At 72.1% G+C, this 23,995-nt stretch carries 24 protein-coding genes; 11 read left to right on the top strand and 13 right to left on the bottom strand.

Going from position 1 to position 23,995, the window contains the following annotated elements:
* The first annotated feature begins 27 nt into the window (after positions 1-27).
* Positions 28-720 carry a UCP032817 domain-containing protein gene (locus PSH03_RS09600; protein WP_502361698.1) on the top strand — a complete coding sequence of 231 codons (693 nt, stop codon included), beginning with the start codon at positions 28-30 and terminating at the stop codon, positions 718-720.
* A 24-nt stretch (positions 721-744) separates the two neighbouring features.
* Here PSH03_RS09600 and PSH03_RS09595 read toward each other — a convergent pair whose 3' ends face one another.
* From PSH03_RS09595 to PSH03_RS09585, 3 genes are read right to left on the bottom strand one after another with little or no spacing between them, the layout of a single operon-like run.
* A complete protein-coding gene (locus PSH03_RS09595) occupies positions 745-1,263 on the bottom strand; it encodes a 2'-5' RNA ligase family protein (RefSeq protein WP_210786288.1) in 519 nt (172 codons plus the stop codon).
* A 49-nt stretch (positions 1,264-1,312) separates the two neighbouring features.
* Complete coding sequence (locus PSH03_RS09590; RefSeq protein ID WP_238688889.1) at positions 1,313-1,918, bottom strand: response regulator transcription factor; 606 nt, start codon at positions 1,916-1,918, stop codon at positions 1,313-1,315.
* Positions 1,915-3,069, bottom strand: a complete 1,155-nt coding sequence (locus PSH03_RS09585; protein WP_238688888.1) for a sensor histidine kinase — start codon at positions 3,067-3,069, stop codon at positions 1,915-1,917. Before PSH03_RS09585 ends, PSH03_RS09590 begins: the two co-directional genes overlap by 4 nt.
* 132 nt (positions 3,070-3,201) lie before the next feature.
* On the opposite strand from PSH03_RS09585, the gene PSH03_RS09580 reads away from it, so the two are divergent.
* Positions 3,202-4,131 (top strand): hypothetical protein, encoded by a 930-nt coding sequence (locus PSH03_RS09580; RefSeq protein WP_238688887.1) that lies wholly within the window; start codon positions 3,202-3,204, stop codon positions 4,129-4,131.
* A gap of 105 nt (positions 4,132-4,236) precedes the next feature.
* Positions 4,237-5,970: a DEAD/DEAH box helicase gene (locus PSH03_RS09575; protein ID WP_210784874.1), complete on the top strand. Its 1,734-nt coding sequence runs from the start codon at positions 4,237-4,239 to the stop codon at positions 5,968-5,970.
* Between the two features lie 95 nt (positions 5,971-6,065).
* On the opposite strand, the gene PSH03_RS32815 is transcribed toward PSH03_RS09575, so the two are convergent.
* From PSH03_RS32815 to PSH03_RS09550, 5 genes are all read right to left on the bottom strand, one after another.
* Positions 6,066-7,265 carry a right-handed parallel beta-helix repeat-containing protein gene (locus tag PSH03_RS32815; protein WP_238688886.1) on the bottom strand — a complete coding sequence of 400 codons (1,200 nt, stop codon included), beginning with the start codon at positions 7,263-7,265 and terminating at the stop codon, positions 6,066-6,068.
* Positions 7,266-7,353: 88 nt separating this feature from the next.
* Positions 7,354-7,758, bottom strand: coding sequence for a DoxX family protein (locus tag PSH03_RS09565; protein ID WP_210784872.1), 405 nt, complete (start codon positions 7,756-7,758; stop codon positions 7,354-7,356).
* A gap of 130 nt (positions 7,759-7,888) precedes the next feature.
* Positions 7,889-10,219, bottom strand: a complete 2,331-nt coding sequence (gene lon, locus PSH03_RS09560; protein ID WP_210784871.1) for an endopeptidase La — start codon at positions 10,217-10,219, stop codon at positions 7,889-7,891.
* A 140-nt stretch (positions 10,220-10,359) separates the two neighbouring features.
* Positions 10,360-11,229: a manganese catalase gene (locus PSH03_RS09555; protein WP_210784870.1), complete on the bottom strand. Its 870-nt coding sequence runs from the start codon at positions 11,227-11,229 to the stop codon at positions 10,360-10,362.
* Positions 11,230-11,313: 84 nt separating this feature from the next.
* Positions 11,314-12,045, bottom strand: coding sequence for a sensor histidine kinase (locus PSH03_RS09550; RefSeq protein ID WP_238688885.1), 732 nt, complete (start codon positions 12,043-12,045; stop codon positions 11,314-11,316).
* A gap of 98 nt (positions 12,046-12,143) precedes the next feature.
* Between PSH03_RS09550 and PSH03_RS09545 the strand changes: the two genes are divergently transcribed.
* Together PSH03_RS09545 and PSH03_RS09540 are read left to right on the top strand one after the other, a co-directional pair.
* On the top strand, positions 12,144-12,752 hold the full coding sequence (locus PSH03_RS09545) for a response regulator (protein ID WP_238688884.1): 609 nt from the start codon (positions 12,144-12,146) through the stop codon (positions 12,750-12,752).
* 144 nt (positions 12,753-12,896) lie between these two features.
* On the top strand, positions 12,897-13,244 hold the full coding sequence (locus PSH03_RS09540; protein ID WP_210784867.1) for a histone-like nucleoid-structuring protein Lsr2: 348 nt from the start codon (positions 12,897-12,899) through the stop codon (positions 13,242-13,244).
* Positions 13,245-13,370: 126 nt separating this feature from the next.
* On the opposite strand, the gene PSH03_RS09535 is transcribed toward PSH03_RS09540, so the two are convergent.
* Positions 13,371-14,645 carry a hypothetical protein gene (locus tag PSH03_RS09535; RefSeq protein WP_238688883.1) on the bottom strand — a complete coding sequence of 425 codons (1,275 nt, stop codon included), beginning with the start codon at positions 14,643-14,645 and terminating at the stop codon, positions 13,371-13,373.
* 294 nt (positions 14,646-14,939) lie between these two features.
* On the bottom strand, positions 14,940-15,815 hold the full coding sequence (locus PSH03_RS09530) for a PDDEXK family nuclease (RefSeq protein ID WP_210784865.1): 876 nt from the start codon (positions 15,813-15,815) through the stop codon (positions 14,940-14,942).
* 164 nt (positions 15,816-15,979) lie between these two features.
* Between PSH03_RS09530 and PSH03_RS09525 the strand changes: the two genes are divergently transcribed.
* The 3 genes from PSH03_RS09525 to PSH03_RS09515 are packed head-to-tail and all read left to right on the top strand — an operon-like array spanning position 15,980 to position 17,071.
* Complete coding sequence (locus tag PSH03_RS09525) at positions 15,980-16,171, top strand: hypothetical protein (RefSeq protein ID WP_210784864.1); 192 nt, start codon at positions 15,980-15,982, stop codon at positions 16,169-16,171.
* Complete coding sequence (locus PSH03_RS09520; RefSeq protein WP_238688882.1) at positions 16,168-16,548, top strand: Asp23/Gls24 family envelope stress response protein; 381 nt, start codon at positions 16,168-16,170, stop codon at positions 16,546-16,548. Before PSH03_RS09525 ends, PSH03_RS09520 begins: the two co-directional genes overlap by 4 nt.
* 1 nt (position 16,549) lies before the next feature.
* Positions 16,550-17,071: a DUF6286 domain-containing protein gene (locus PSH03_RS09515; RefSeq protein WP_238688881.1), complete on the top strand. Its 522-nt coding sequence runs from the start codon at positions 16,550-16,552 to the stop codon at positions 17,069-17,071.
* A gap of 572 nt (positions 17,072-17,643) precedes the next feature.
* Here PSH03_RS09515 and PSH03_RS09510 read toward each other — a convergent pair.
* Positions 17,644-18,597: a TerC/Alx family metal homeostasis membrane protein gene (locus PSH03_RS09510; protein ID WP_210784862.1), complete on the bottom strand. Its 954-nt coding sequence runs from the start codon at positions 18,595-18,597 to the stop codon at positions 17,644-17,646.
* A gap of 286 nt (positions 18,598-18,883) precedes the next feature.
* Between PSH03_RS09510 and PSH03_RS09505 the strand changes: the two genes are divergently transcribed.
* A complete protein-coding gene (locus tag PSH03_RS09505) occupies positions 18,884-19,276 on the top strand; it encodes an FKBP-type peptidyl-prolyl cis-trans isomerase (protein ID WP_210784861.1) in 393 nt (130 codons plus the stop codon).
* A 79-nt stretch (positions 19,277-19,355) separates the two neighbouring features.
* Here the strand turns inward: PSH03_RS09505 and PSH03_RS09500 are convergent, their stop codons facing one another.
* The gene (locus PSH03_RS09500) at positions 19,356-19,742 is read right to left on the bottom strand and encodes an STAS domain-containing protein (protein ID WP_210784860.1); all 387 of its coding nucleotides are present in this window, start codon (positions 19,740-19,742) and stop codon (positions 19,356-19,358) included.
* A gap of 182 nt (positions 19,743-19,924) precedes the next feature.
* On the opposite strand from PSH03_RS09500, the gene PSH03_RS09495 reads away from it, so the two are divergent.
* Complete coding sequence (locus PSH03_RS09495; protein ID WP_238688880.1) at positions 19,925-20,941, top strand: SMP-30/gluconolactonase/LRE family protein; 1,017 nt, start codon at positions 19,925-19,927, stop codon at positions 20,939-20,941.
* Positions 20,942-21,060: 119 nt separating this feature from the next.
* Here the strand turns inward: PSH03_RS09495 and PSH03_RS09490 are convergent, their stop codons facing one another.
* Complete coding sequence (locus PSH03_RS09490) at positions 21,061-22,329, bottom strand: L,D-transpeptidase (RefSeq protein ID WP_238688879.1); 1,269 nt, start codon at positions 22,327-22,329, stop codon at positions 21,061-21,063.
* Positions 22,330-23,027: 698 nt separating this feature from the next.
* Here PSH03_RS09490 and PSH03_RS09485 point away from each other — a divergent pair.
* Positions 23,028-23,993 carry a sugar phosphate isomerase/epimerase family protein gene (locus PSH03_RS09485; protein ID WP_210784857.1) on the top strand — a complete coding sequence of 322 codons (966 nt, stop codon included), beginning with the start codon at positions 23,028-23,030 and terminating at the stop codon, positions 23,991-23,993.
* Positions 23,994-23,995: the final 2 nt, after the last annotated feature.

The following is a 23,995-nucleotide window of genomic DNA, read 5'->3' as shown; positions in this document are numbered from 1 at the left end:
CATCGCCGGGCGGATAGAAGTAACCGGATGATCTGGACGAAGTTCAGAAGCGACCGCACCCCTCGCCGACTCCGTGCCGTGTCCGAACTGCGGTTTCCTGCCAGCGGGCGTCAACATCTCAGGAACCGGTATCCCCATCTCAGCGACGACGACCTCGTTCTCGTCGAAACCGCGACCCGGCAGTGGTTCCGGATCATCGCCCGCCAGCCCGGCGCGAAGCTGTCGATGCCGTCGGTGGTCGTGGACGATCTGTGGCAGGAGATGACCCTGCACGCGCGGGACTACGCCACCTTCTGCGACGCCGCGTTCGGGCGCTCTACGCACCACCGACCGACGTCCGCGACGAGCAGCGACAGGACCGACGCCAATCGCGGGCCTCTCCTGCTCGCCACGCTCGGCCATGGCCGGCGTGACGAGGGGTGTGGCCCGACCGGCCTTCCCCTGTTGTTCCGGGTGGACCAGGAACTGCACATCCACGACGGCAACCGCTACCTGGCCGACTGCGGAGGCCGTGGCGAATGCTTCCCGGTCTCCGGGCGGCTCTGCCTGCAACACCTCGCCGGGCCGGGCAGGCGGCCCAAGCCACCCGGCATTCGCGGCGACCTGCCCTTCAACGACGGCCGCCACGGCTACGCCGGCGGTGCGGGCGGTGGCGGCGGCGGCGAGTTCAGTGGCGGGGGCGACGGCGGAGGCGGCGACGGCGGTGGGGGCAGCAACTGAGGCTCCGGACGACGCGTGACGACCTCAGCCGCGGCCGGTCAACGGGCTCACCGTCCGGTCCGTGCCGTCGTAGCTGCGGGCGGCGTCGAAGTCACCCGTCGGACGCTGCCCCCCGGCGACGGCACGAGCCATCCGCAGGTCCGCGTTGCGGAACCGCAGGGCCAGGCTCAGGTGCGGCACCCATGCGTCGGGCGCATGCCACGGGCGGTGTCCGTCGGCCTCGGCGAGAACGTCCCAGACGGCGGCGTGCAGCGCGGTCAGCGCCGGAGTGGGTCGGACGAGCCAGACCAGTGGGGCGCTGCCGTCGAGGACGACGACCCGGTCGAGCGTCACCGGCACCGGCAGCGCGGCGTCGAACAGTGCGGCGAGGCGGTGCTCGACCCCCGGCGGGAACTCGTCGACGGCGGCGAGGGTGAGGTGCGGCCGGTTGGTCGGGTGGATGTTGCGGGCCAGGCTGGGCAACCCGGCGGCGGCCAGCCGACCCCAGACCGCCCGGACCGCGACCTCCAGGCCGGGCGAGCAGACCAGTTCCACCGTACGCACGCGCCCACGCTAGCCGGCGACGCTCCTGCTCGGCGGACGCCAACCGAAGTCAGAGCCAGCCGTTGTCCCGGGCGGTGCGGACGGCCTCGGCCCGGTCGGCGGCGCCGAGCTTCTGCACGGCGGCGGAGAGGTGGTTGCGCACGGTTCCGGTGGACAGGTGCACCCGACGGGCGATCACCGCGACCGGGGCACCGACCTCCGCCAGCCGCAGCGTCTCCAGTTCCCGAGGGGTCAGCGGGCACGGGGGCAGGGTCAACGCGTCGGCGGCCAGCGAGGGGTCGACGTAGCGCCCTCCGGCGTGCACCCGGCGGATCACGTCGGCGAGCGCCCCACCCGGCGAGCCCTTGGGCAGGAACCCTCGGGCGCCGGCGGTCAACGCCTGGCGCAGGTGCCCGGGACGACCGTGCCCGGTCAGCACGACCACCGCGCAGTCGGGTCGGACCCGGGTCAGCTCGGCGGCCACCGCGATGCCGTCCAGGCCGGGCATCTCCAGGTCCACCACTGCCACGTCCGGGCGGTGCGCCAGCGCCGCGGTGACGGCTGTCGGCCCGTCGGCGGCGTGTGCCACCACCTCGATGTCCGGTTCCAGGGCGAGCAGCGCGGCGACGGCTACCCGGATCAGGTCCTCGTCGTCGGCGAGCAGGACGCGGATCACGACGGCGCCGGCACTGTGGCTTCGAGGGTGAAGATCGTGTCCTCCCGGCGTACCCGCAACTCGCCCCCGGCAGCGGCGAGCCGGTCGGCCAGCCCGCGCAGGCCGTGGCTGTGCGCGTCCGGGCCACGGTCGTCGGCACCGTCGTTGGCCACCGTCATCCTGGCCACGCCATCCTCCCGATCGATGCGGATCCGGCACCAGTCGGCCCGGCTGTGCCGCAACACGTTGGTGCTCGCCTCGCGCAGCACCGCCGCCAGCTCGGTGGCGGCGGGTTGCGGCAGGTCCGCCGGCAGTGGCAGAACCGTGCACCGCACCCCGCAGGAGCGCAGCACCCCCACCACCGCGGCGAGCTGTTCGTCGAGGTCGACGGCCCGATAGCCGTGCACGGTCTCCCGTACCTCGCTCAGCGCGGAGGCGGCCAACCGTTGCACCTCGGCGGCTTCCCGCCCGGCCCGTTCCGCGTCGACCGGGGCGAGCCGGGCGGCGAGTTCGGCCTTCAACGCGATCACCGTGAGGCGGTGCCCCAGGACGTCGTGCACGTCGCGGGCGAAGCGCAGCCGCTCCTCGGCGGCGGCCAGCCGGGACTGGGCGGCCTGGCCCTGCCGGGCCTCCACGAGCAGGTCCCAGAACCAGACCTGGAACCCGTTGACGGCGGCCACTGCCGCGCCGATCCCACCGGTCACGGCGAGATGGCGCGGAACGGAACCACCGGTCCACCAGGCCACCGCCACCGCCACCGCCAGGACGCCGACCGCGACCGCCAGCGCGGCCCGCCACCGCACCAGCAGCGGCGTCATGCCGATCAGCGCCGCACCGAGCCAGGCCCAGGTCGGCCACCTGCCGGCCGCCACCGGACCCACCAGCGGAACGGTCAGCACCGCCACCGCGACCAGACTCAGCTCGGCCCGACGCCGCCAGCGCGGGTCGAGCCACGGCGTCACGGCCGCGTACAGGACGACGGTCTGGGCGATCACGAAGGCGAGGATCCCGACCGCGCCGAGTGTCACCCGGCCCGGGTCGGGCTCGCGGGTCAGGCCGACCGCCGGTAGCAGGACGCTCGCCCAGACGCCGGTGGCCAGCGACACCAGCGTCGCCTGCCGGGCGCGACGCAGCCGGCGGTCCGCCCGGGGAGTCACCGCCTCGCTCGCCACGCACCGATCCTAGGACCGCCCCGCGCACGGTCCACCCATGCGAACCGTCACGGTCGGGCCGTGCGGTCCGCACGGTTTTCCCGTGACGAACGGGTCTGCCGGCCACACCGGGGGCACCGGCAGGGTCGAGGCATGGAAAACACCCGGATGTACGCGGACAGCCTCACCGCCGTACCGTCGACCGCGCCCCTGCCCACCGACGAGCCGACCCCCTCGGCCCCGACACCGACCAGCGCGGCACCGACCGCCGCGGCACCGGCCAGCGGCAGACGGCGGCTGCTGGGGCACCTGGGCGAGATGGCAGTGGCGATGGTCGCCGGGATGCTGCTGCTCGGGCCGTTGTGGGAGCTGGCCGGCGCCGCTCTGGGCGTCGGCGACGCGCTGACCCGGCCGGAGGTCGCCGCACTGGTGATGGCCACGAACATGACCGTCGGGATGACGGTGGGGATGCGCTACCGGGCGCACCGCTGGCACGCGGTCGGCGAGATGGCCGCCGCGATGTACGTTCCGTTCCTGCTGCTGGTCGTGCCGTTTCGGGCCGGCCTGATCGACGCCGACGCGCTGATGCTCGGCGGTCACCTGCTGATGATCCCCGCGATGGTGCTGGTGGCGGTCCGACACCGACACGAGGCGTTGGCGCCGGTACGCCGACACCGGGTCGTGGTGGCGCTCGCCCACCGCTGGCCGACCGGGTTGGCGCTGCTGATGACCGTGGACATGTGGGTCGACCCGAGCGTGCTCAGCCCGTGGACCATGCTGGTGCTGCCCGGCGGCTACCTGGTGATCGGCGTGGCCCGCCGCACGCTGGGCGGGCGGGGCGTGCTCGCCACCCAACTCGCCGGTCTGTTCTGCTGGGTCGCCCTGACGCTGATCGCGGTGAAGGCCGGCGGGCGGACCGCCGACTGGCTGGTGGCGTTCGGGTGGTTGGCGCACGCCGGCTGGGACCTGGCGTACCACCGCAGCGGCCGGGTGGTGCCGCGCGGCTACGCCGAGTTCTGCGCGGTGCTCGATGTGGCCCTCGCCGCGGTGATGGTGCTGGCCATCCTGACCACCGACGCCTGATCGAGGCCGCCGTCGGGACCGCGGAACGGCCGCAGCACGGGCTCGGGGACAGCTCTTGTGGCGGTCGCCGCAACGCCCCGGACGGCGTGATGAAAGGCTTGGCGCATGAGTTCCGCACCTGCACAGCACGACGCACCGATCGACGCCACCCCCGACGGCACCGACGAGGTGAGCGCCTTCACCGAGCTCGGGCTCCGCGCCGAGCTGCTGGGCGCGCTCGCCGCCCTCGGGTACGAGGAGCCGACCCCCATCCAGCGGGAGGCTATCCCACCGCTGCTGGAGGGTCGGGACCTGCTGGGTCAGGCGGCCACCGGCACCGGCAAGACGGCCGCGTTCGCGCTGCCGCTGCTGAACCTCATGACGGCACACCGCCAGGGCGGCGACCCGGTGGCGCTGGTGCTGGTGCCGACCCGGGAGCTGGCGGTACAGGTCTCCGAGGCGTTCCACCGCTACGGCAAGGACCTGGGCGCGCGGGTGCTGCCGATCTACGGTGGGCAGCCGATCGGGCGGCAGTTGCGGGCACTGGACAGCGGTGTCGATGTGGTGGTGGCCACCCCGGGTCGGGCCCTCGACCACATCGCCCGGGGCACCCTGCGCCTCGGTGGATTGGCCACGGTGGTGCTGGACGAGGCCGACGAGATGCTCGACATGGGCTTCGCCGAGGACATCGAGGCGATCCTGGAGCACGCTCCGGCGCAGCGTCAGACGGTGCTCTTCTCGGCCACCATGCCGTCGCGCATCGACGGGATGGCCCGCCAGCACCTGCGTGAACCGGTGCGGATCGAGATCGGCCGGGAGCAGCAGGTAGCGGGCGAGGCGCCCCGGGTGCGGCAGAGCGCGTACATCGTGACCCGCGCGCACAAGCCGGCCGCGCTGGGTCGGGTGTTGGACGTGGAGTCCCCGACCGCGGCGATCGTGTTCTGCCGCAGCCGGGAAGAGGTCGACCGGTTGACCGAGACGATGAACGGTCGCGGCTACCGCTCCGAGGCGCTGCACGGTGGCATGAGCCAGGAGCAGCGCGACCGGGTCATGGGCCGGCTGCGGGCGGGCACCGCCGACCTGCTGGTGGCCACCGACGTGGCGGCGCGTGGGCTGGACGTCGAGCAGCTGACCCACGTGGTCAACTACGACGTGCCGTCCGCCCCGGAGTCGTACGTGCACCGCATCGGCCGGGTGGGTCGGGCTGGCCGCGAGGGCGTGGCGATCACCCTCGCCGAGCCGCGTGAGCACCGGATGCTCAAGACCATCGAGCGCGTGACCGGCCAGCGGATCACCATCGACAAGATCCCCACCGTGGCCGACATGCGTACCCGCCGGCTGGAGCTGACCCAGGCGGCCCTGCGGGAGAGCCTGCTGGAGGACGACCTCGACCCGTTCCGGGTGATCGTGGAGACGCTGACCGACGAGTTCGACCTGATGGAGGTCGCCCTCGCCGCCGTGAAGCTGGCCCACGAGGTGACGTCGCCGGGCTCCGACGACGAGGAGGAGATCCCGCAGGTTCCGGTCCGTGGGCCGCGCGAGGGTCGACCGGAGGCCGGCGGCCGGGGCGGCGACCGGCGGGGCGGGGGCCGGCCACGCTCCGGCGGCGGCAACACCGTCCAGGTCTTCGTCGGCCTGGGTCGACGCGCCGGGGTGCGCCCGCAGGACCTGGTCGGCGCGATCACCGGGGAGACCGGCATCCGCGGCCGGGACATCGGCTCGATCGAGATCGCCGACCGGTTCTCGCTGGTGGAGGTGCCGCAGGGGGTGGCCGACGAGGTCATCTCCGGGTTGCGCTCCAGCACGATCAAGGGCCGCAAGGCCACCGTGCGCCGCGACCGCGGCGGCGACGAGCGCTGAACACGCCGTCGGCGACCGCCGGGGCACGACGGTCGCCGACGACACGCCCGGCGGGGCGGCGGGAGAAACGCCGAGCACCCGCCGCCCCGCCGGCGCTAGCCGATGTTTCCGTTGACCACGTTGTTGGCCCCGGCCAGCGACGCGCCACCGGACCGGTGGTCGTACGCCCGCATCACGTTGTTGGTGACGATCCAGTTGTTGCTGGTGCCGACCGTCACGATTGGTCGGTCCTGGCGGCGGGGCGTCGCGTCGTCGTAGAACTGGTTGCCGATCACCTGGCACAGGTCGGCGTCACGGCCGAGGATCCCGTTCGCGCCGTTGTCGTGGATGTCGAGCCCCATGATCCGGGTACGTCCGGATGAGGAGACCTCGATACCGTTGGCGGCGTTGCGCCACAGCCGGCCGCCGATGAACTGGGTCCCCCAGACCTGCCGCAGGTCGGCGCCGCTGCCGGTGCCACTCGTGCCGTTCGACTCCAGGTAGACGTTCTGGAAGATGTTTCGATGGGCGGGTTCGCGCAGCTCCACGCCGTTGCCCCGGCAACCCCAGACGTGCAGGTTGTCGAAGAAGCAGGCGCTGTCCAGCAGCCGTATCCCGGTCTGGCACTCACCGACCCAGACGTTGAGGAACTCGTTGTCGTACGCGACCTTGTTCACGAGGATGCCGACGCCGAGGCAGTCCTCGATGTTGATATCGGTGATCTTGTTGGCGTGGGCGCTGGTGTCCGCGTCCTTGCCGAGGAACTCGATGGCGTGGCTGCCCGAGTTGCCGAAGTGCAGGTGGTGGAAGGTCGACCGGGGGCCGCGGACGGTCAACAGCACGTCGGAGGTCCGCATGCCGTAGAAGTGCACGTTGGAGATCTGGTTGTACTTACCGCTCGATACCAGACGACCGGTGTAGCCCGGGGCCGGCTGGATGATCGCCGCGCCGATGTTCTCGCCGGTCCAGGTCACGCTCGTCGGGAAGCGGACCTCCGATCCGAGACCGAGTGCGCCCACCGGTTGGAAGATCTCCCCGCCACCGGCCGGCAGCAGGTTCAGCGCGGTGGTGACCTTGTCCGACTCGTCACTGCCGTCGAGCCGGCAGCCGACCCGGGGGTCCCGGAGGCTGAGCGGGGCCTCCCGCACTGTCGTGACGGGCGGTGATCCCGCCTGTTCGGCACCGGCGAGGGTGGCCACCGTCGTCGCCACCGCGGCGCCCGCGCCGCCGGCGAAGAGCACCCGCCGTCCCAACCGTCGGCCCGGTGGATCTGACCGTTGTGGCACTGCCGGCGGTACCGCACCAGGTGCGCTCACGATCGGTTCCATGCCTCTCCCCCGTTGAGTGCCACCTCGAGCGGCGGGCAGACTCTACTGTGCATTGTCGCCTGCTGGCCGACGCGGATCAGAGAGCGTACGGGCCGAAACGGCCAACGGCCACCACGGCGGCGAGGACGAGCAGCACCGCGCAGGCGACAGCGCCCTGGATCTCGGTGCGACGCCCGTCCTGGGTGGTCTGCTGCTTGCGGGCGCGCAGGTGCACCAGGATGCCGCCGATCATGACGATGACCAGCCCGACGGCGGCGAGTGGGGTGAGCACTGTGGCGATGCCGGTGGCGGCCGGCAGCACGAGCCCGGCGGCGGCCAGCAACTCGACCGCGCCGAGCGACCTGACCTGTGACGGCGGCACCGGGTCCACCCACCGCATCACGTCGCGCAACTTCTCCTTGGGCTGGCTCAGCTTGGCCAGTCCGACGCCGGCGAAGACGGCGGCGAGAAGGATCTGAATGATCCAGAGCACCACGTTCACTGGGGTTCCTCCAGGGGGCCGCCTCGCGGCGGAGAGGTGGTTGACGGTGCAGACGAGACAGTAGACCTTCCCCCGCGTACCGAAGGGCCCCCGCCGTCGGAAGACGGCGGGGGCCCGAACGGTCGGAGCGTCAGACCGAGAAGAGCGCCGGACCGTCCAGCGTCTTCACGTCGGCCGGGCGCAGCGCCAGGGCGAGCACGTCGGCGACGTCGGCCAGGGTGTGCACTGTCAGCGCCTCGCGCACCTCGGTCGGCAGGTCGTCCAGGTCGGGCTCGTTGCGCGCCGGGATGATCACCTCGGTGAGGCCGGCCCGGTGCGCGGCGAGCAGCTTCTGCTTCACCCCACCGATCGGCAGCACCCGGCCGGAGAGCGTCACCTCACCGGTCATCCCGAACTCGGGGCGGACCGGGCGACCGGTGACCAGCGACGCCAGGGCCGTGACCATGGTGATGCCGGCGCTCGGACCGTCCTTGGGCACCGCGCCCGCCGGGAAGTGGACGTGGATCCGGCGTCCCGCGAGAGCGTTCGGGTCGATGCCGAACCGCCGCCCGTTGGAGCGCAGGTAGGAGAGCGCGATCTGCGCCGACTCCTTCATCACGTCACCGAGCTGGCCGGTCAGGGTCAGCCCCGGCTCGCCCTCCATGCTGGTCGCCTCGATGAAGAGCACGTCCCCACCGGCACCCGTGACGGCCAGACCGGTGGCCACGCCGGGCACGGCGGTGCGCTCGGCCGATTCCGGGGTGAACTTCGGCCGACCCAGGTAACCGGTGAGGTTGTCGGTGCCCACGCGTGCCGGCGTCGGGTCCGTCGCCAGCGTCACCGCCACCTTACGCAGGATCTTGGCCAGGGCCCGCTCGAGCTGCCGGACGCCGGCCTCCCGGGTGTACTCCCCCGCGATCAGCGCGAGAGCCTCGTCGGCAACGGCGACCTCGTCGACGGTCAGCCCGGCCCGCTCCCGCTGCCGGGGCAGCAGGTGGTCGCGGGCGATGGCGACCTTCTCGTCCTCGGTGTAGCCGTCCAGGGTGACCAGCTCCATCCGGTCCAGCAGGGGGCCGGGAATGGACTCCACCACGTTGGCGGTGGCCAGGAAGAGCACGTCGGACAGGTCGAGGTCAACCTCCAGGTAGTGATCCCGGAAGGTGTGGTTCTGGGCCGGGTCGAGCACCTCCAGCAGGGCGGCGGCCGGGTCACCGGCGTAGCCGGCGGCCAGCTTGTCCACCTCGTCGAGAAGCACGACCGGGTTCATCGAACCGGCCTCGCGCAACGCGCGGACGATCCGACCGGGCAGCGCCCCCACGTAGGTGCGCCGGTGCCCGCGGATCTCCGCCTCGTCGCGGACGCCGCCGAGCGAGACCCGGACGAAGTTACGGCCGAGCGCCCGCGCCACGGACTCGCCGAGGCTGGTCTTACCCACGCCGGGAGGACCAGCGAGGGCGAGCACCGCGCCGGAGCCGCGACCACCGACGACACCCAGGTTGCGCTCGGCACGCCGGTTACGCACCGCCAGGTACTCCAGGATGCGGTCCTTGACGTCGGCCAGGCCGGCGTGGTCGGCGTCGAGCACGGCTCGGGCGGCGGCCAGGTCGGTGTTGTCCTCGGTACGCGTGCCCCACGGCATCTCGAGCACGGTGTCCAGCCAGGTACGGATCCAGCCCGCCTCCGGGGAGGCGTCGCTGGCCCGTTCCAGCTTGCCGACCTCCCGCATGGCCGCCTCGCGTACCTTCTCCGGCAGCTCGGCGGACTCGACGCGGGACCGGTAGTCGGCGGAGCCGTCCGGCTCGTCCTCGCCCAGCTCCTTGCGGATCGCGGCGAGTTGCTGGCGCAGCAGGAACTCGCGTTGGGACTTCTCCAGCCCCTCGCGGACGTCACTGTTGATCTGCTCGGTGACCTCCTGCTCGGCCAGGTAGTCCTTCACCCAGCCGACCAGCAGCTCCAGCCGGGCGGTGACGTCCGGCGCGGCGAGCAGCTCGGTCTTCTGCTCCAGCGTCAGCCAGGGCGCGTAACCGGCCGAGTCGGCCAGCTCGGAGAGGTCGGTCATCCGCTCCACCGCGTCGATGACCTGCCAGGCGCCCCGCTGCTGGAGCACGGAGGTCACCAGGGCGCGGTACTCGCGGGCGAGTTCCCGGGCCCGACCGGCGTAGGCGGGTTCGTCGAGTTCGGTCGCCTCGACCCAGAGGGCGGCGCCGGGGCCGGGCACGCCGGAGCCGATCCGGGCCCGGGACAGGCCACGGATGACGGCGGCGGGCTCACCCTCGGGCAGCCGGCCGACCTTCTCGATGGTGGCGACCACGCCCACCGGACCGTACTCGCCGTCGATGCGCGGCACGGCCAGCAGCTTGCGGTCGCCGGTCGCCCGCGCCGCGTCGATCGCGGCCTGGGTGGTGGGGTCGAGGGTCACCGGGATGACCATGCCGGGCAGCAGCACGGCGTCGGTCAGGGGAAGTACCGGAAGAGTTGCCATCGAACACCTGCTATCGCGTTGAGTTGAGCGTGTCTCACTCAAGTAACAAAGCGTTCCCCTTGTTCCGACCTGTGACCCAGACCACTCTTCTCCCGGTCCGTCGGGTCGCCCGGGACCGGCGGGCGACCCGACGAGGCACCTCAGGTGAGCTTGCTCTTCACCGTGTTCACCACCGAGCCGGCCACCCCCGGGTTGGTGCCGTACAACCGAGGGTCACCCGGAGGCAGCACCGGTTCCGGCGCGTTCGCCCGCGGGTTGTCGTCGTACCGGAACTCGCCCTTGCCGTCCGGCGAGGGCCCGGACGCCCAGCGCCCCTGGGCGGCGTCGGTGCCCGAGGAGAAACCCAGGTACGTGTAGCCGTACTCCTCGGTGAACTCACCCGAGTCCGGGAAGGCCTCCGGCACCGGCATCTCCTCCAGCCCGTCCTCCTTGAGCTGCTCGATCGCCGCCAGCCACATGTTCTGGTGCATCGTGTCGCGGGCCAGCAGGAAGCGCAGCATCTGCTTGACGCCCGGGTCGTCGGTCATGTGGAACAACCGGGCGACCTGGAGCCGACCCTGCGCCTCGGCGGTGACGTTGAGCTGGAAATCGGCCAACAGGTTGCCGCTGGCGGTGATGAACGCGCCGTTCCAGGGCACCCCGTTGGAGTCGGTGGGCAGGGCCCCACCCCCGCCGTGGATGAAGTGCGCCGGATTCTCACCGGCGTAGGTCGCGGCACCTCCGGGATCCTCCGCGATCCCCTCGGTCAGCGACAGCGGCGCGTTGTCCAACAGCCGGGTGATCATCGTGACGATCATCTCGACGTGGCCCATCTCCTCGGTGCCGACGTCGAGCAGCAGGTCCTTGTACTTGCCGGGCAGCCGGCAGTTCCAACCCTGGAAGAGATACTGGTTGGCGACCGTCATCTCACCCCACTTGCCGCCCAGCACCTCCTGCAACCGCCGGGCGAACGCCGCGTCCGGGCCGTCCGGCTTGGCTTCGAACTGCAGATCCTTGACGTGGCTGAACATCCAACCTCCTCGGTACCGGAAAACAGGTAGCGAGGCCGTTCCCGCCCCGATGACCCGAGCGGGCCAACCGGTGTCCCGCCCGGGTCAGCGCACCGGCCGAGCCATCGGCAGCAGCACCTCCAGCGCCACTCCACGGGGCCGTAGCCGGTACGCCCGCAACGCTCCACCGTCGGTCGCGACGAGCTGCCGCGCGATCCACAGGCCCAGACCGGACATCCCGACGGCCGGCGCCGGACGCCGCAGCGCGACCAGCAGCGCTTCGTCGACCCGACCCTCGTCGGTGACCAGGATGCTCAGGCTGGGGCCGCGCACCGTGGCGTAGAGCCCGACCTGTCCGTCCGGCGGCCCGTGCCGCAACGCGTTCTGCACCAGGTTGACCAGCACCTGTCGAGTTCGTCCCGCCGGCACCGGGAAGGAGGCCGCTCCCCGGGTGGCCCGCGCCCGCCGACGGCCGACCGGCACCAGAGCGGCGGCCTCCCGCAGGATGCCCGCCAGCGCGACGGCCGGCTCCGGCTGCGGAGTCGGCGTCAGCACGCCGGTGCCGGCGGTCGCGTCGCGCAGCAGGCTCTGCAGGTGGGCGGCCTGGTCACGGGCCAGCTCACTGAGCGCCCGCCGGTCGTCCCCGGTCAGCTCCCGACGCTCGTCTGCCAGCGCGCGGGTCAGCGAGGTCAGGGTGCTGATCGGCGTCCGGAACTCGTGGCACAACACCCGCAGCAGCAATTCCGAATCGGCCGCCGTCGGTCGCCTCTCGCCGGGTGTCGGCTCAATGGGGCGCAACCCTCGCAGCAGGTCCCGCAAACCGTGCCGTACGCGCATCCACCCGACTCCCCTCGTTCGGTGCGAACCCGCATGATCGGTACCCGCTGGGGAACGGCGCAGACATGCCGGGAGCCTCCACCTTGCGACTCGTCGTCGTGGACGATCACCCCCTTTTCGTCCGCGGCCTGGAGTTGCTGCTCCCGATCACCACAAACGGCCGCGCCGAGGTGGTCGCCTCGACCGGCGACGCCGCCGCGGCGGCGGCCCTCGTCAACAGCTGCTGCCCCGACCTGGCCCTGGTCGACCTGCACATGCCGCCGCCCGGCGGTATCCGGGCGGTGGCCGCGATCCGGCGGACCACCCCACGGGTACGGGTGGTCGCGATGTCCGGTTCCGCCGAGCCCGGGCCAGCGGTGGAGGCGCTGCGGGCCGGCGCCGAGGGGTTCCTGCCGAAGACCAGCGAACCGGAGGAGCTGCTGCCCCCGCTGCTGGCGATCCTCGACGGCTGGGCGGTGCTGCCGGCCGAACTGCTGCGCGCCATGCTGCGGCCCACGCGCTCCGCGCCCGTCGACCTGGACGGCGAGGAACGGCGACTGCTGCGAGCGATCGCCGCCGGCCGCAGCACCGTCGACATCGCCGAAGAACTGCACGTCTCCGAACGGACGGTGAAACGGATGACCGCCGCGTTGCTGCGCAAGTTGCGGGTCTCGAACCGGGCCGAGGCGGCTGCCGTCGCCGGTCACAGCGGCATCCTCGGGGAATGAAGCCTCCGCACCGAACCGATTCACGGTTTTGCTCGGTAACGGAATCGCGACGCGCCGAATGAATGGAAGGCATATTGTTGCGGATTACCGGGGTGGTAGGTCAGACTTTGGACACATCCCGCCGCACACAGGGAGTAATCGGCAATGGCGAGAAAAGTAATCACGGTCCTGACCGACGACCTCGACGGTGGGAAGGCCGACCGGACGGTTGAGTTCAGTCTCGACGGCGTGGCCTACACGATCGATGTCTCCGACGAGAATGCCGGCGTCCTGCGCAAGGCGCTCGATCCGTACATCAATGCGGGTCGGCGGATCGGGCGCGGTCCGGTGGAGAGCACCCGTTCTGTCCGGCGACCGGGGCGACCCACCGGCGCGGGAATGGATCGGGAGCAGAACCGGGCCATCCGGGAATGGGCCGTCAAGAACGGCTACAAGATTTCCGAGCGCGGCCGGATCCCGGTTGAGGTCGTCGAGGCGTACAAGAGCCGCTGACGCGACTCGACGGGGCCCCGCCGGAAACGGCGGGGCCCCGTCGTTTGTCCAGGCACCCGAAGCGAGGCGGCGGCCGGCCACCCCGGGTTGTCGCCCCGGGTGGCCGGCCGCCGTTGGCACGTGAACTCAGTTGACGTCGATACGCACCGAGTCGAAGGCGGGAGTCTGGTTGGCCCGCTCCATCATCGGCAGGCGGTGCGAGCCGTCACCGGCCCAGACGGAGCACTGGGCGGTACCGGACTCCGGCAGGCCCGGAATCTGGATCGTCACCTCGTCGGGCTGGGCGCCACCGCGGCCGTCCTCGGTCGCGACGAAGAACGCGGGCACCTCCTGCGGCTCCGGCGGAGCGGTCAGGCTGTCCAGCATCCGGCAGGCGGTGTGGAAGTGACCGCGGACCAGGCCCTGGTCGTTGAGGAGCGAGCTCTCCACGTAGTAGCCACCCTGACCGGCGGCCAGGAAGCGGTCCCGGACCAGATTGCGGGTACTGACCCGCAGGGTGAAGGGCTGGTTCTGGCCGACCTGCTCGGGGAACTGGGTGATCAGCAGCGACGGGTTGTTGGCCGCCGCGCCGACCTCACCGAACTCGGTGCTCACGCAGCGGTTGCCGTTCTGGAAACCGTCGTGCGGCTGGAGCCGGCTCTCGTCGCAGTCGTTGGCGAGCACGCCGAGCCCGGCGCCGGGCTCGGTGCCACCGCCGTTGTTCCCGCCGCCGTTGTTGCCACCGCCGTTGTTGCCACCACCGGGGGTGGTGGTGGGCGTGGTGCCGCCGCCGTTGTTGCCGCCCGTGCCGCCGGTGGGCTGCACCTGGCACTCGGCGAGCTGCGCGAGGCCCTGCGGCCGGGGTCCGACCCGGTCGATGGCGGTCGTGATCCGGTCCAGCACGGCGCGGCGCTTGCCGGCCAACGGCTGGAGGATCGCGTTGCGGATGAACGCCTCACCCTTGTTGCCCTCGGCGGCGAGCCGGCGGTCCGCCTCGGCGATCTGGGTCTGCAACTGGGCGAGGTTGCGGTCCACCTCGGCCCGAGCCCGGTTCGGCACCTGCGGCAGTTTGGCCGCCACATCCGGACAGGCGATGGCGGTGCCGGTGCCCACGGTGCCGTCCTTGCCGTCCTCACACTCGGGAACCGACTGCTGTCCGTCACCCCAGTGATTACGCACCCACCGACCGTTCTGCCAGGTACGGCTGGTAGAACCGCCACCGGTCGGCGCGGTCGCGCCCGGGCTCGGCTCCACGCACTGCCCGGAAGCCGGACGGGGCTTATTTGTCCGCCGGTCCTGGGCCGACGAAATCTGAGTCACGGCGACAACTCCGCCGAAGACCGCGAGCGTGCCGACAACTGCCAGCAGACGCTTGCTCCGCGCGTTGCCGGAAGGCCGGCGCGCCCGAGTGGACCTGCGCATCGAATTGCTCTCCTTCTCGATCCGGTAGTGGATTTCTGCCCTCGGCGGACCGACGGATGTGAGTGGCACGCCGCGGTGGCGACCCACCGTGACCTACCCGGTAATGCGTCGATGGCCGACGATGCCCTTTCCGCACCGTCTCCCGCGCCCGGTGGACGCGGATGGGGAGATCCTGTTCATTCGCGCAGGAGTACGGGGCGGCGGCCGGGAAGGTTCAACAGACGCACAGGAAATTGCCGCGACCCGACGCGGAGCCGGTGTGGAGCAGGAGCAGCAGGTGAAAAGGGGCGCTGGTCAGTCGGCGCAGAGGTGGTCGAAGGCGAACCCGCCGACCAGTTCGTGGCGGCGCTGGCTCAGCGCGGCGATCTGCGCGGTCCACTCGGCGCGTGACAGCAGGTCGGCGACGGCGTTCTCCCGCAGTCGTTCCCCCACGGCGACGGCGGCGAGATCCTCGGCCAGCCGGGCCGCGTCGATGCCGCAGGAGAAGCGGTGTTCGGTCACCGAGACCTGCTCGATGAGGCACGCGTCGGGGCGTACCTGCACCCAACTCCACCCCTGTGCCGGCCCGTCCACCCAGCGGACGTGCAGTCCTCGCACGATCGGGTCGGCCACCCGCCCGGCCACGTACGCCTCGACCGCCGCAGCGCGGGTCAGCGCACCGAGGTCGTTGACCGGCCCGGTACGTCCGTCCGGCAGCCGGCCCAGGATGTCCCGGAAGCCCACCGGCGCCGGTTCGGTCCCGCCGGCGGTCGGCCCGCCCGCGGCGTAGGCGCGCGCGTCGATCACGTACTCGACCAGGCGGCGGCCGTGCTCGGCGGCGTTCAACGTGGGCGAACCGATCCGCAGAACGGGCAGGCCGGCGGCCGCGCTCACCGCGTCCGTGAGTCGCTCGACGCGCTGCTCCGCCGAGCCGGGAGACGGCACCGGGCCGATCTGCACGGCGGCGACCGGACGGCCGGTGTCGGCGGCGTGGACCACGAAGTCGAAGCTGGCGCGGCTCGCCGAGGTCCACTGGCTGCCGGTGACGCCGGGTGGGCGGCCCTGGACCAGATCAGTGAGCCGGCGTGCCGGCAGGACCCGATGGCCGGCGCGGCTGAGCAGCGCGTCGCGCCCCGCCTCGGCGGGCATCGCCCGCAGCCAACCGCGGTCGTCGCTCCCGATGCTCGTCATCTGCCTGATCCATCCGCCGGTCGGTCGAGCCGGGCCGAGTCTAGGTGGTCGATCATGGGCCACCGACTTCTTGTGTGACCGGGATCACAGTAGCGCCGACGTTCCAGAGACTGCCGCCAGGTGTATCCACCGACCGCCGGTACCGGACCGGCCCGGAGGTGACCATGTCGCGACAGCAGTTCGGCTTCCTCGCCGGGTTCCTCGCCGTGGCGGTCTGGGCGCTCGCCGGCGTCGGCGTGGCCGCCCTCGCCGTGCTCGTCGGCCTGCTCGGCTGGCTGGTCGTCCGGGTGCTCGACGGCGACCTCGCGGTGACCGGTCTCGGTGACCGCCGCGCCGACGCTCGGCGGCGCCGATGACCACCCGCCCGTCCGCAGGGACGAACCCCGGCACCGGACCGGCCGCCGGGACGAGCGGTCCGGAACGCCGCCCGGGCGACATTGCGGACGTCGCGCGGATCGCGGTGCAGGCGGCCAGCCTCGTGCCGGGCGTGTCCGTCGTCCGCCCGGCGGCGGTCCGCCTGGATGACCGGTCCGTCGGACTCGACCTGCACCTCATCACCTGGTACGGGCACAGCGTGCCGACGATCGCCGAGACGGTCCGGGCGGTGGTCACCGACCGGGTGGCCGCCCAGACCGGGCTCAGCGTGGCGGTGGTGACCGTCACCGTGGACGACCTGCTCGTCCCCGGCGTCGACTCCTCCGGCGTCGGCACCGCCACACCGGAGGACGGCTGAGATGCGCACCGCCAACCGGGTCGCCTCGTTGCTGCTGGCAACCGCCCTGCTTCTCGGTGGCGCGGCGGCGGCCGTCCAGGCGTTGCTGCTCACAGTGCACCGACCGGCACCGCTCGACACCAGCGGCTGGCTCGACGCGCTCAGCGGCACCCGGTGGCGAGACCCCACCGTCCGGGCCGTGGCCGGCGGGGCCCTCCTGCTGGGCCTGGCCATCCTCGTCGCCCAACTGCGCCGCTGGACGCCGGTCCGCCTACGCGCCGACGAGCGCGACGGCTGGCACCTGCACCGACGCTGTGTGGAACGGCGGCTCGCTGACGCGGCCAGCGCGGTGCCGGGCGTCCGCCACGCCCGGGTCCGGGTCCGACGGCGCGGCGGCCAGTGGCGCCCCCGGGTCCGCGCGACCGGCGATCCGGCGGCCCGGGCGGAGATCGAGTTCGCCGTGCGCCAGGAGCTGCGCCACCTCAGCGCACCCCGCCCCGCCCGGATCGACGTCCGGCTGCTGCCTCGGCGACGGCCGGCGTGACAAACGCCGGGCACCGACTGCTGTGGACCATCATCGCGTTGCTGCTGGTCGGGGGCGGCGGGGCCGCGCTGACGGCCAGCCTCGGCACGTTGCCCGGCGCTGACCCGGCGGCGGTGCTGCTCAGCGCCGAGCTGGTCGACAGGTGGCGGATCGCCGCGCCGTGGAGCACCCTGGCCGCGGCCGTCGCCGGAGCGCTGTTCGCGCTGGCCGGGCAGCGCCTGCTGACCCGGGAGCTGCGGGGCCCGGACGGCGCGCTGCGCGGCACCCTGAGCCACCCCGGACGCCGGCCGGGCCGGACCCGGCTCGCCACCGACGTTCTCGCCGACGCACTGGTACGCGACCTGACCGGCAACCCCGGGGTACGCCGGGCCCGCGTGGTGCTCACCGGCGCGCCACCGCGCCCCGACGTGTGGATCCGGGTGGACCTCACCGCCGACGCGTCGGCCACCGGCGTACGCGAGCACGTTCGCGCCGCGGTACGCCGATTCGCGGCGACGACCGACTGCCAGCCCGCGCACCTCGACGTGACCGCCCGCATCGAGCCCGGCCGCCCCTGTCAGCGGCCCGGCGGCTCAGTCAGCGGTTCGGCGGGCGGCCAGGGTGCTGGCGCCGATGGAGACCGCCAGGGTCAGCAGAACCACGGCCAGGGTCAACCAGACCGGCAGCTTGCCCACCGGCGTCTCGGCGAGAATCAGTTTCAGCCCGGCGAAGGCCAGTAGCAGCGCGAGCCCGTACCGCAGGTAGCCGAAGTGGCGCAGCAGGCCGGCGAGGCAGAAGTAGAGGCTGCGCAGGCCCAGGACGGCGAACGCGGTGGCCGTCCAGACCAGGAAGGTGTTGGTGGTGATGGCAAGGATCGCCGCCACCGAGTCGATGGCGAAGACCACGTCGGTGGCCTCGATGGCGACGAGCGCGACCAGCAGCAACGTCGCCATCCGTCGGCCGCCCACCCGGGCGGTGAACCGGTCTCCGTGGTAGCGGGCGTCGGTGGGCACCAGCCGCCGGAACAGCCGGACGGCGATGTTGCGTTCCGGGTCGACCTCCGGCTTTCCGCGTACGGCCAGCCGCCAACCGGTCCAGATCAGGAACGCGCCCAGCACGAACCCGGCCCAGGCGAGCCGGTCCAGCAACTCGGCGCCGGCGAAGATGAACAGCAGCCGGAAGACGAGTGCCCCCACGACACCCCAGAACAGCACCTTGTGCTGGTAGCCCGACGGCACCTGGAAATAGCCGAAGAGCAGCGCGAAGACGAACACGTTGTCCACCGAGAGCGCCTTCTCCAGCAGGTAGCCGGAGAAGTACGCGATGGCCGGGTCACCGCCGAGGCCCCACCAGACGACCAACCCGAACAGCAGACCCGCGCCGATCCAGACGGCGCTCCACAGCAGTGCCTCACGGAGTTCGATGACGTGGTTGTCCCGGTGCAGGAGCACATCCACGGCGAGCATCACCGCGATCACCGCGCCGACCGCCGCCCAGGCCCACAGCGGGACCGCGACCGTCGCCTCAGCCACCGACGCCCTCCGCATCGACCACCGCGCACCGCCCGTCAACCAGGCCGGCCGGCCCTTTCCGAGCCTAGGTGAACGCCCGACCCGGCATCGGACGGTCGCACGAAGTCGGGTCGGGCACCGGTGAGGCCCGCCATGGCGTCGCCCCACCGCCCGGGCCCGCAGCGCCACCGGGACCGTCGGCGCACGACCGGCGTACGGGGGCCGCGGAGCAGGTTGCGGGTCCGCCACACATCGGTGACGGGTGATACGGCAGGATCGACGGTGACCGGACACATCACCCAACACGGCAGGAGATCCCCGCATGACCCAGGCAGCAGGCGCCCAGTCGGGCAAGCCCGAGGTTGGTCCGATCGAGGGTGCACCGCCGGCCGACCTCGTGATCGAGGACATCACCGTGGGCGACGGCCCGCAGGCCGAGCCGGGCCAACTGGTCAGCGTTCACTACGTCGGCGTGTCGCACTCCACCGGCGGCGAGTTCGACTCGTCCTGGAACCGGGGCGAGGCGTTCGACTTTCCGCTCGGCGGCGGTCAGGTCATCGCCGGCTGGGACCAGGGCGTCGCCGGCATGCGCGTCGGCGGTCGCCGCCGCCTGACCATTCCGCCACACCTGGGGTACGGCGACCGGGGCGCCGGCGGCGTCATCAAGCCGGGCGAGACGCTGATCTTCGTCGTCGACCTGCTCGGAGTGAACTGACCGATCGTCGGGGTCGCCGGCCCACGCCGGCGGCCCCGCGCCCGGGTGCGACGGTGGCGGCCCACCTCGTCGACCGGGTTCAGGCGGCCAGTTGCAGGTCCGTGGTCGCGACCACCGGGCGACGCGCGGCCTCGATCGGCGAGGTCAGCTCCAGAATCGGCATCACGCGGTGCAGCCCGGTGACGCGCAACACCCGCGCCACCACCGGGCTCGGGTCGACCAGGACCAGCTCGCCACCGCGGGCCCGCACGCGCAGATGCGCGGCGAGCAGCGTGCGAACGCCGGCGGCGGAGAGCAGCCGCAGCCCGGACAACTCCAGTTGAAGCACCGGGCGGGCCGGCGCGGACCACAGCGCGGACCGGAACGCGGCCACCGTCGCGATGTCGATCTCGCCGGCCACCCGCACGAGGACCATCTGGTCACCCACGCTGACCTGCACGTCCAGCCGGTCGCTGTGCTCTTCCATGCCCAGAAATCTAGCCGCCACCACCGACACTTTCGCCCCTCCGCGGAGTGATTCCGGGTACGCCCAGGGGCATACCCCGAGGTACCCCACCTCCCTCTCGGGGTGGAGTCAGGGGCTCGGGCGGCGCGCCGCGCGGGCCCGGAACCCGGGGGTCGGCCGGCATTCGGGTGGAGAATAGGTCGATGTTGATCCCCCGGCCCCGGCCGCCCCGGCTGATCCGCCCCGTCCGCGAGCCGGCGACCAGCCCTCCGGCGCTGGCCGGGCCATGGGCCCCCACCGACCGCCGGCTCGACGAGGCCGAGTTGCTACCCCTCCCCGCGGGCGCCGTCGGCCCCGAGGACGTGCTGGTCGACGGCGCCGGGCGGGTGATCAGTGGCGACGAGGACGGTCGGCTGTGGTGGTGGCCGGTCGACGCGCGGGCCGGCACCCCACCCCAACTGCTGGCCGAGACCGGGGGCCGTCCGCTCGGCATCGAGCTGGACCCGTCCGGCGAGGCCCTGGTGGTCTGCGACGCGTACCGCGGGTTGCTGCGGGTCACCCCGGACGGCGCGGTACGCGAACTGACCGGAACGGCACCGCCGGTGCACCTGGCCAACAACGCGACGGTGGGCCGTGACGGCACCATCTACTTCACCGACAGCTCCGACCGGTTTCCGGTCTCGCACTGGAAGCGGGACCTGCTGGAGCACCGTCCCAACGGTCGGGTGCTGGCCCACCATCCGGGCAGCGGCCGCACCGAGGTGGTGACCGACGGGCTGTACTTCCCCAACGGGATCGCGCTGACCCCCGACGAGTCGGCGCTGATGCTGGTGGAGACCAGCACCCACCGCCTGCTGCGAGTCGAGCTCAGCGGCGGTGTGCGGGTCCTCGCCGACCTGCCCGCGTACCCGGACAATCTCGCCTCGGTGGGTGACGGGACGTACTGGATCGCGCTGCCCAGCCCGCGTGTGCCGATCGCCGAACGGCTGCTGCCCCATCCGCGGCTGCGCCAGATCGCCGCCCTGCTGCCCGACGCGATGCAGCCGCAGCCACGCCGCTACGGGCTGGTCGCGCTGGTCGACGACGGGGGAACGGTCCGCCGGACGCTGCACGGTCCGAACGGGCACTACTCGATGATCACCGGGGTACGCCAGCACGGCGACCACCTCTGGCTGGGCAGCCTGACCGGGTCCGGGGTGGCTCGCGTGCCCCTGGGGTGATGGCCTGGGGCGGCGACTGGGCCGGTCCCGCCGGGTACCCCTGGTGTGACGGGCGCGGGCGGCGACAGGGCCGGTCCGCCGTCGTGGCGGCCCAGCCCTGTCAAGCCGTCAGTGCTGCCTCAGCGGCCGCTGACCGAGGGCGCCGGTGCGGGCGATCCGCCGGCCACCGCGCCCGGGTGCGCCGGGGCGACCGGCGCGGGCTTGAGCCCGGGCGGCACCGGTAGGGCGCTGCCCCGGGCGAACTCGTCCCAGCTCACGTTCCACGCGGTCCAGCCGTTGCCCGGCTGTAGCTCCACCTCGGTGCCCTTGACGGTGACCAGGTCACCAACCTGCGTCACCCCCATCAACCAGTCGGCCGCGGTGGCGGAGACGTTCGCACAACCGTGCGAGACGTTGGTGTTGCCCTGGTCCCCCTCCGACCAGGGGGCGGAGTGGATGAACTCGCCGCCCCAGGTGTAGCGCTGGGCGTCGTCGACGTCGACCACGTAGCCACCGTCCGGCTCACCCCGGGTGTCGAAGGTGACCCGCTCGTGCTTCTCCATGATCACCATCTTGCCGCTGGAACTCGGTGTGCTCGGCTTACCCAGGCTCACCGGGATCCGGCGGACCTGCTTGCCGTCGCGCAGCACTGTCATCTGCTTGGTGGCGTTGTCGATCTCCAGCGAGACCTGCCGTCCGATCTTGGAGGTCGCGGTCCGCTCGGCGTCGCCGACCAGTTTCTTTCCGATCGGCAGACCCTCCAGACCGGCCCGGACACTGATGGTGGTCCCCGGCTTCCAGAAATCGGGAGCCCGGTAATAGACCTGACTTCCATCCTCAAGCCACGACCAGGCACCCGGTTGCGGCGGATTCGTCTTTACGAACAACCGCCGCTGGACATCCGCCCTGGCCTCTTTCGGAATTCCTGGGTCGAACGCCACCGTTACCGGCATCGCCGTGCCGTACGTCCGATTACCGTTGAAATAGAGGGTGCTGGTGATCTGCGGCCTGGTCGATTTGGCCATCGTCGTGAACGTGGTGGTGCGGGTGGTGGTGGCACCGGAGTCACCGGTCGCGGTCACCTCGGCGGTGTAGGTCCGTCGTGGTTGCAGCGGGGCGCTCGGCACCCAGCCGGAGCCGTCCTCGCGCGGCTCGGCGTTGACCTGCTTGCCCTTGTCGTCGGTGAGGCGTACGCCGGTGACCCGCCCGCCCGTGACCACGGTGCCCACCTCGGCGCTGACCGGGACGTCCCGGGCCTTGTCCCCCGGCGTCACAGCGAGCTCCGGTGGGGCGGCGTGCTTCTTGGCCGAGCCGGTCGCCGAACCCCGGTCGGCGGTGCACGCACCCAGGACGAGTGGTGCCGCCGCGATGGTTACCGCCAACAGCGTCAATCGCCGCCTAGACATCATGTTTCAGTCCCCCCGTTTTCGACTTCCCTCCGCCACATTCTTGCCCGCTTGAGGGGACCATTCGCGGCATTCGGAAATACTCGGCGGCGCATTTATCGACGCATTTTCCGACAATGCTCCGCTTGGCCGGAACAGGGGTTCAACCGACCCGTGTCATGCGCTTTGCTCCGCTTGAGCGACGCAACGTCGACTGTCCGAATGGCGGGGGCGGTGGCACGGCCGGCCGGCTTCATGATCGACTCGACTTCAAGGAAGTCGCCGCATCCCGGTCGCCCTGCCGCGACTTCCATGAACCCCGGGTGGATCAGGCGCCGGGGCGGGCCGGGCCGGGCGGGGCTGATGGCGCGCGCGGCGGCGCGGCGGCGCGGGAAGTAGAAGGTCAGGCCGGGTGGCGCACCTCGTGGGCGGACTTTTGTCAATTGAAGCGAAACTTCCGGCGAACGCGACAAAGCTTTGCCTTCGTCCGGAGGCAAGGGTAAGGTCTCGATCTAGATAGAGGGTTGCCCATTCGTCGATCAACTTGCCGCCACCTCTGCCGGGTCGCCGCGTTCCGCCCCCCGATGGGTCCGGGCCGCACCCGCGCCGTCCCTCACCGTTCCAGCCGGAGCCCGCCTCCGGCCGGTTCGGCGCGCCCGGCGGACGGCAGTCAGGTCGACCGCCGCCGACGGCGTACCAGCCGTCAGGAAGGGACCACCACCATGGATCAACAACTCAACCGACCGGGGCCGACCCCGGCGTCCGAGCCGGTCAGCCGGCGTGGAGTGCTGCGCGCCGCGACCGTCTCCGCGGCCGCTGTCGGCGCCGCCGGCCTGCTCGGCGGCCCGGCCGTCGCCGCGCCCGCCGCATCCACCGGGCAGGCCCAGGGCCGCCGCCGGGTGCCGGTGGACCGGATCAGCATTCAGCTCTACACGCTGCGTGATCAGCTCGCCGCCGATCTGCCCGGCACCCTGGACGCGCTGCGTCGGATCGGCTACCGGCGAGTGGAGCACGCAGGTTTCGTCGGACGCACCGCCGCACAGTTCCGGGCCGCGCTCGACGAGGCCGGCCTGCGTTCCACCTCCGGGCATGTCGGCATCCCGCAGCCGTTCGACGCCGCGACCTGGGAGCAGGCTCTCGCCGACGCCAACGTGGTGGGCTGCAAGAAGATCGTCCACCCGTACTTCGGTCGGGACGCGAGCGGTCAGCCGATCCGGGACCCCGCCGTCTACCGGGCCTTGGCTCGCGACCTGAACCGCGCCGGTCGGCTCGCCGAACGCGCGGGGCTGGACTTCGGCTACCACAACCACCAGCTCGAGTTCGTGCCGCTGACTGGCGGCGCGACCGGGTTCGACATCCTCAGCTCGCAGACCGATTCCCGGTTGGTCCACTTCGAACTCGACCTCTACTGGACCTGGCGGGGCGCCCACGACCCGGTCGACGTGATCCGGGCCAACCGCGGTCGGATCCGCCAGGTGCACGTCAAGGACCTCGACGTCGAGGGTGGTTTCGCCGACCTCGGCGACGGCGTCATCGATTTCGGCCGCATCTTCGCCCACGAGCGGGAGGCCGGCATCGAGGAGTACATCGTGGAGCGTGACGACGCGGGCACCGCACCGCGCTCCCCCGCCGACGCCCTGGACACCGCTCGCGTCGGCTTCGACTATCTCGCCTCACTTCGGTACTGAAA

It is taken from the genome of Micromonospora salmantinae, from assembly GCF_022230905.1.
Lineage (GTDB): Bacteria > Actinomycetota > Actinomycetes > Mycobacteriales > Micromonosporaceae > Micromonospora > Micromonospora salmantinae.
The sequence above is the reverse complement of the archived record's forward strand: the minus strand, read 5'-3'. Positions and strand labels throughout refer to the sequence as shown.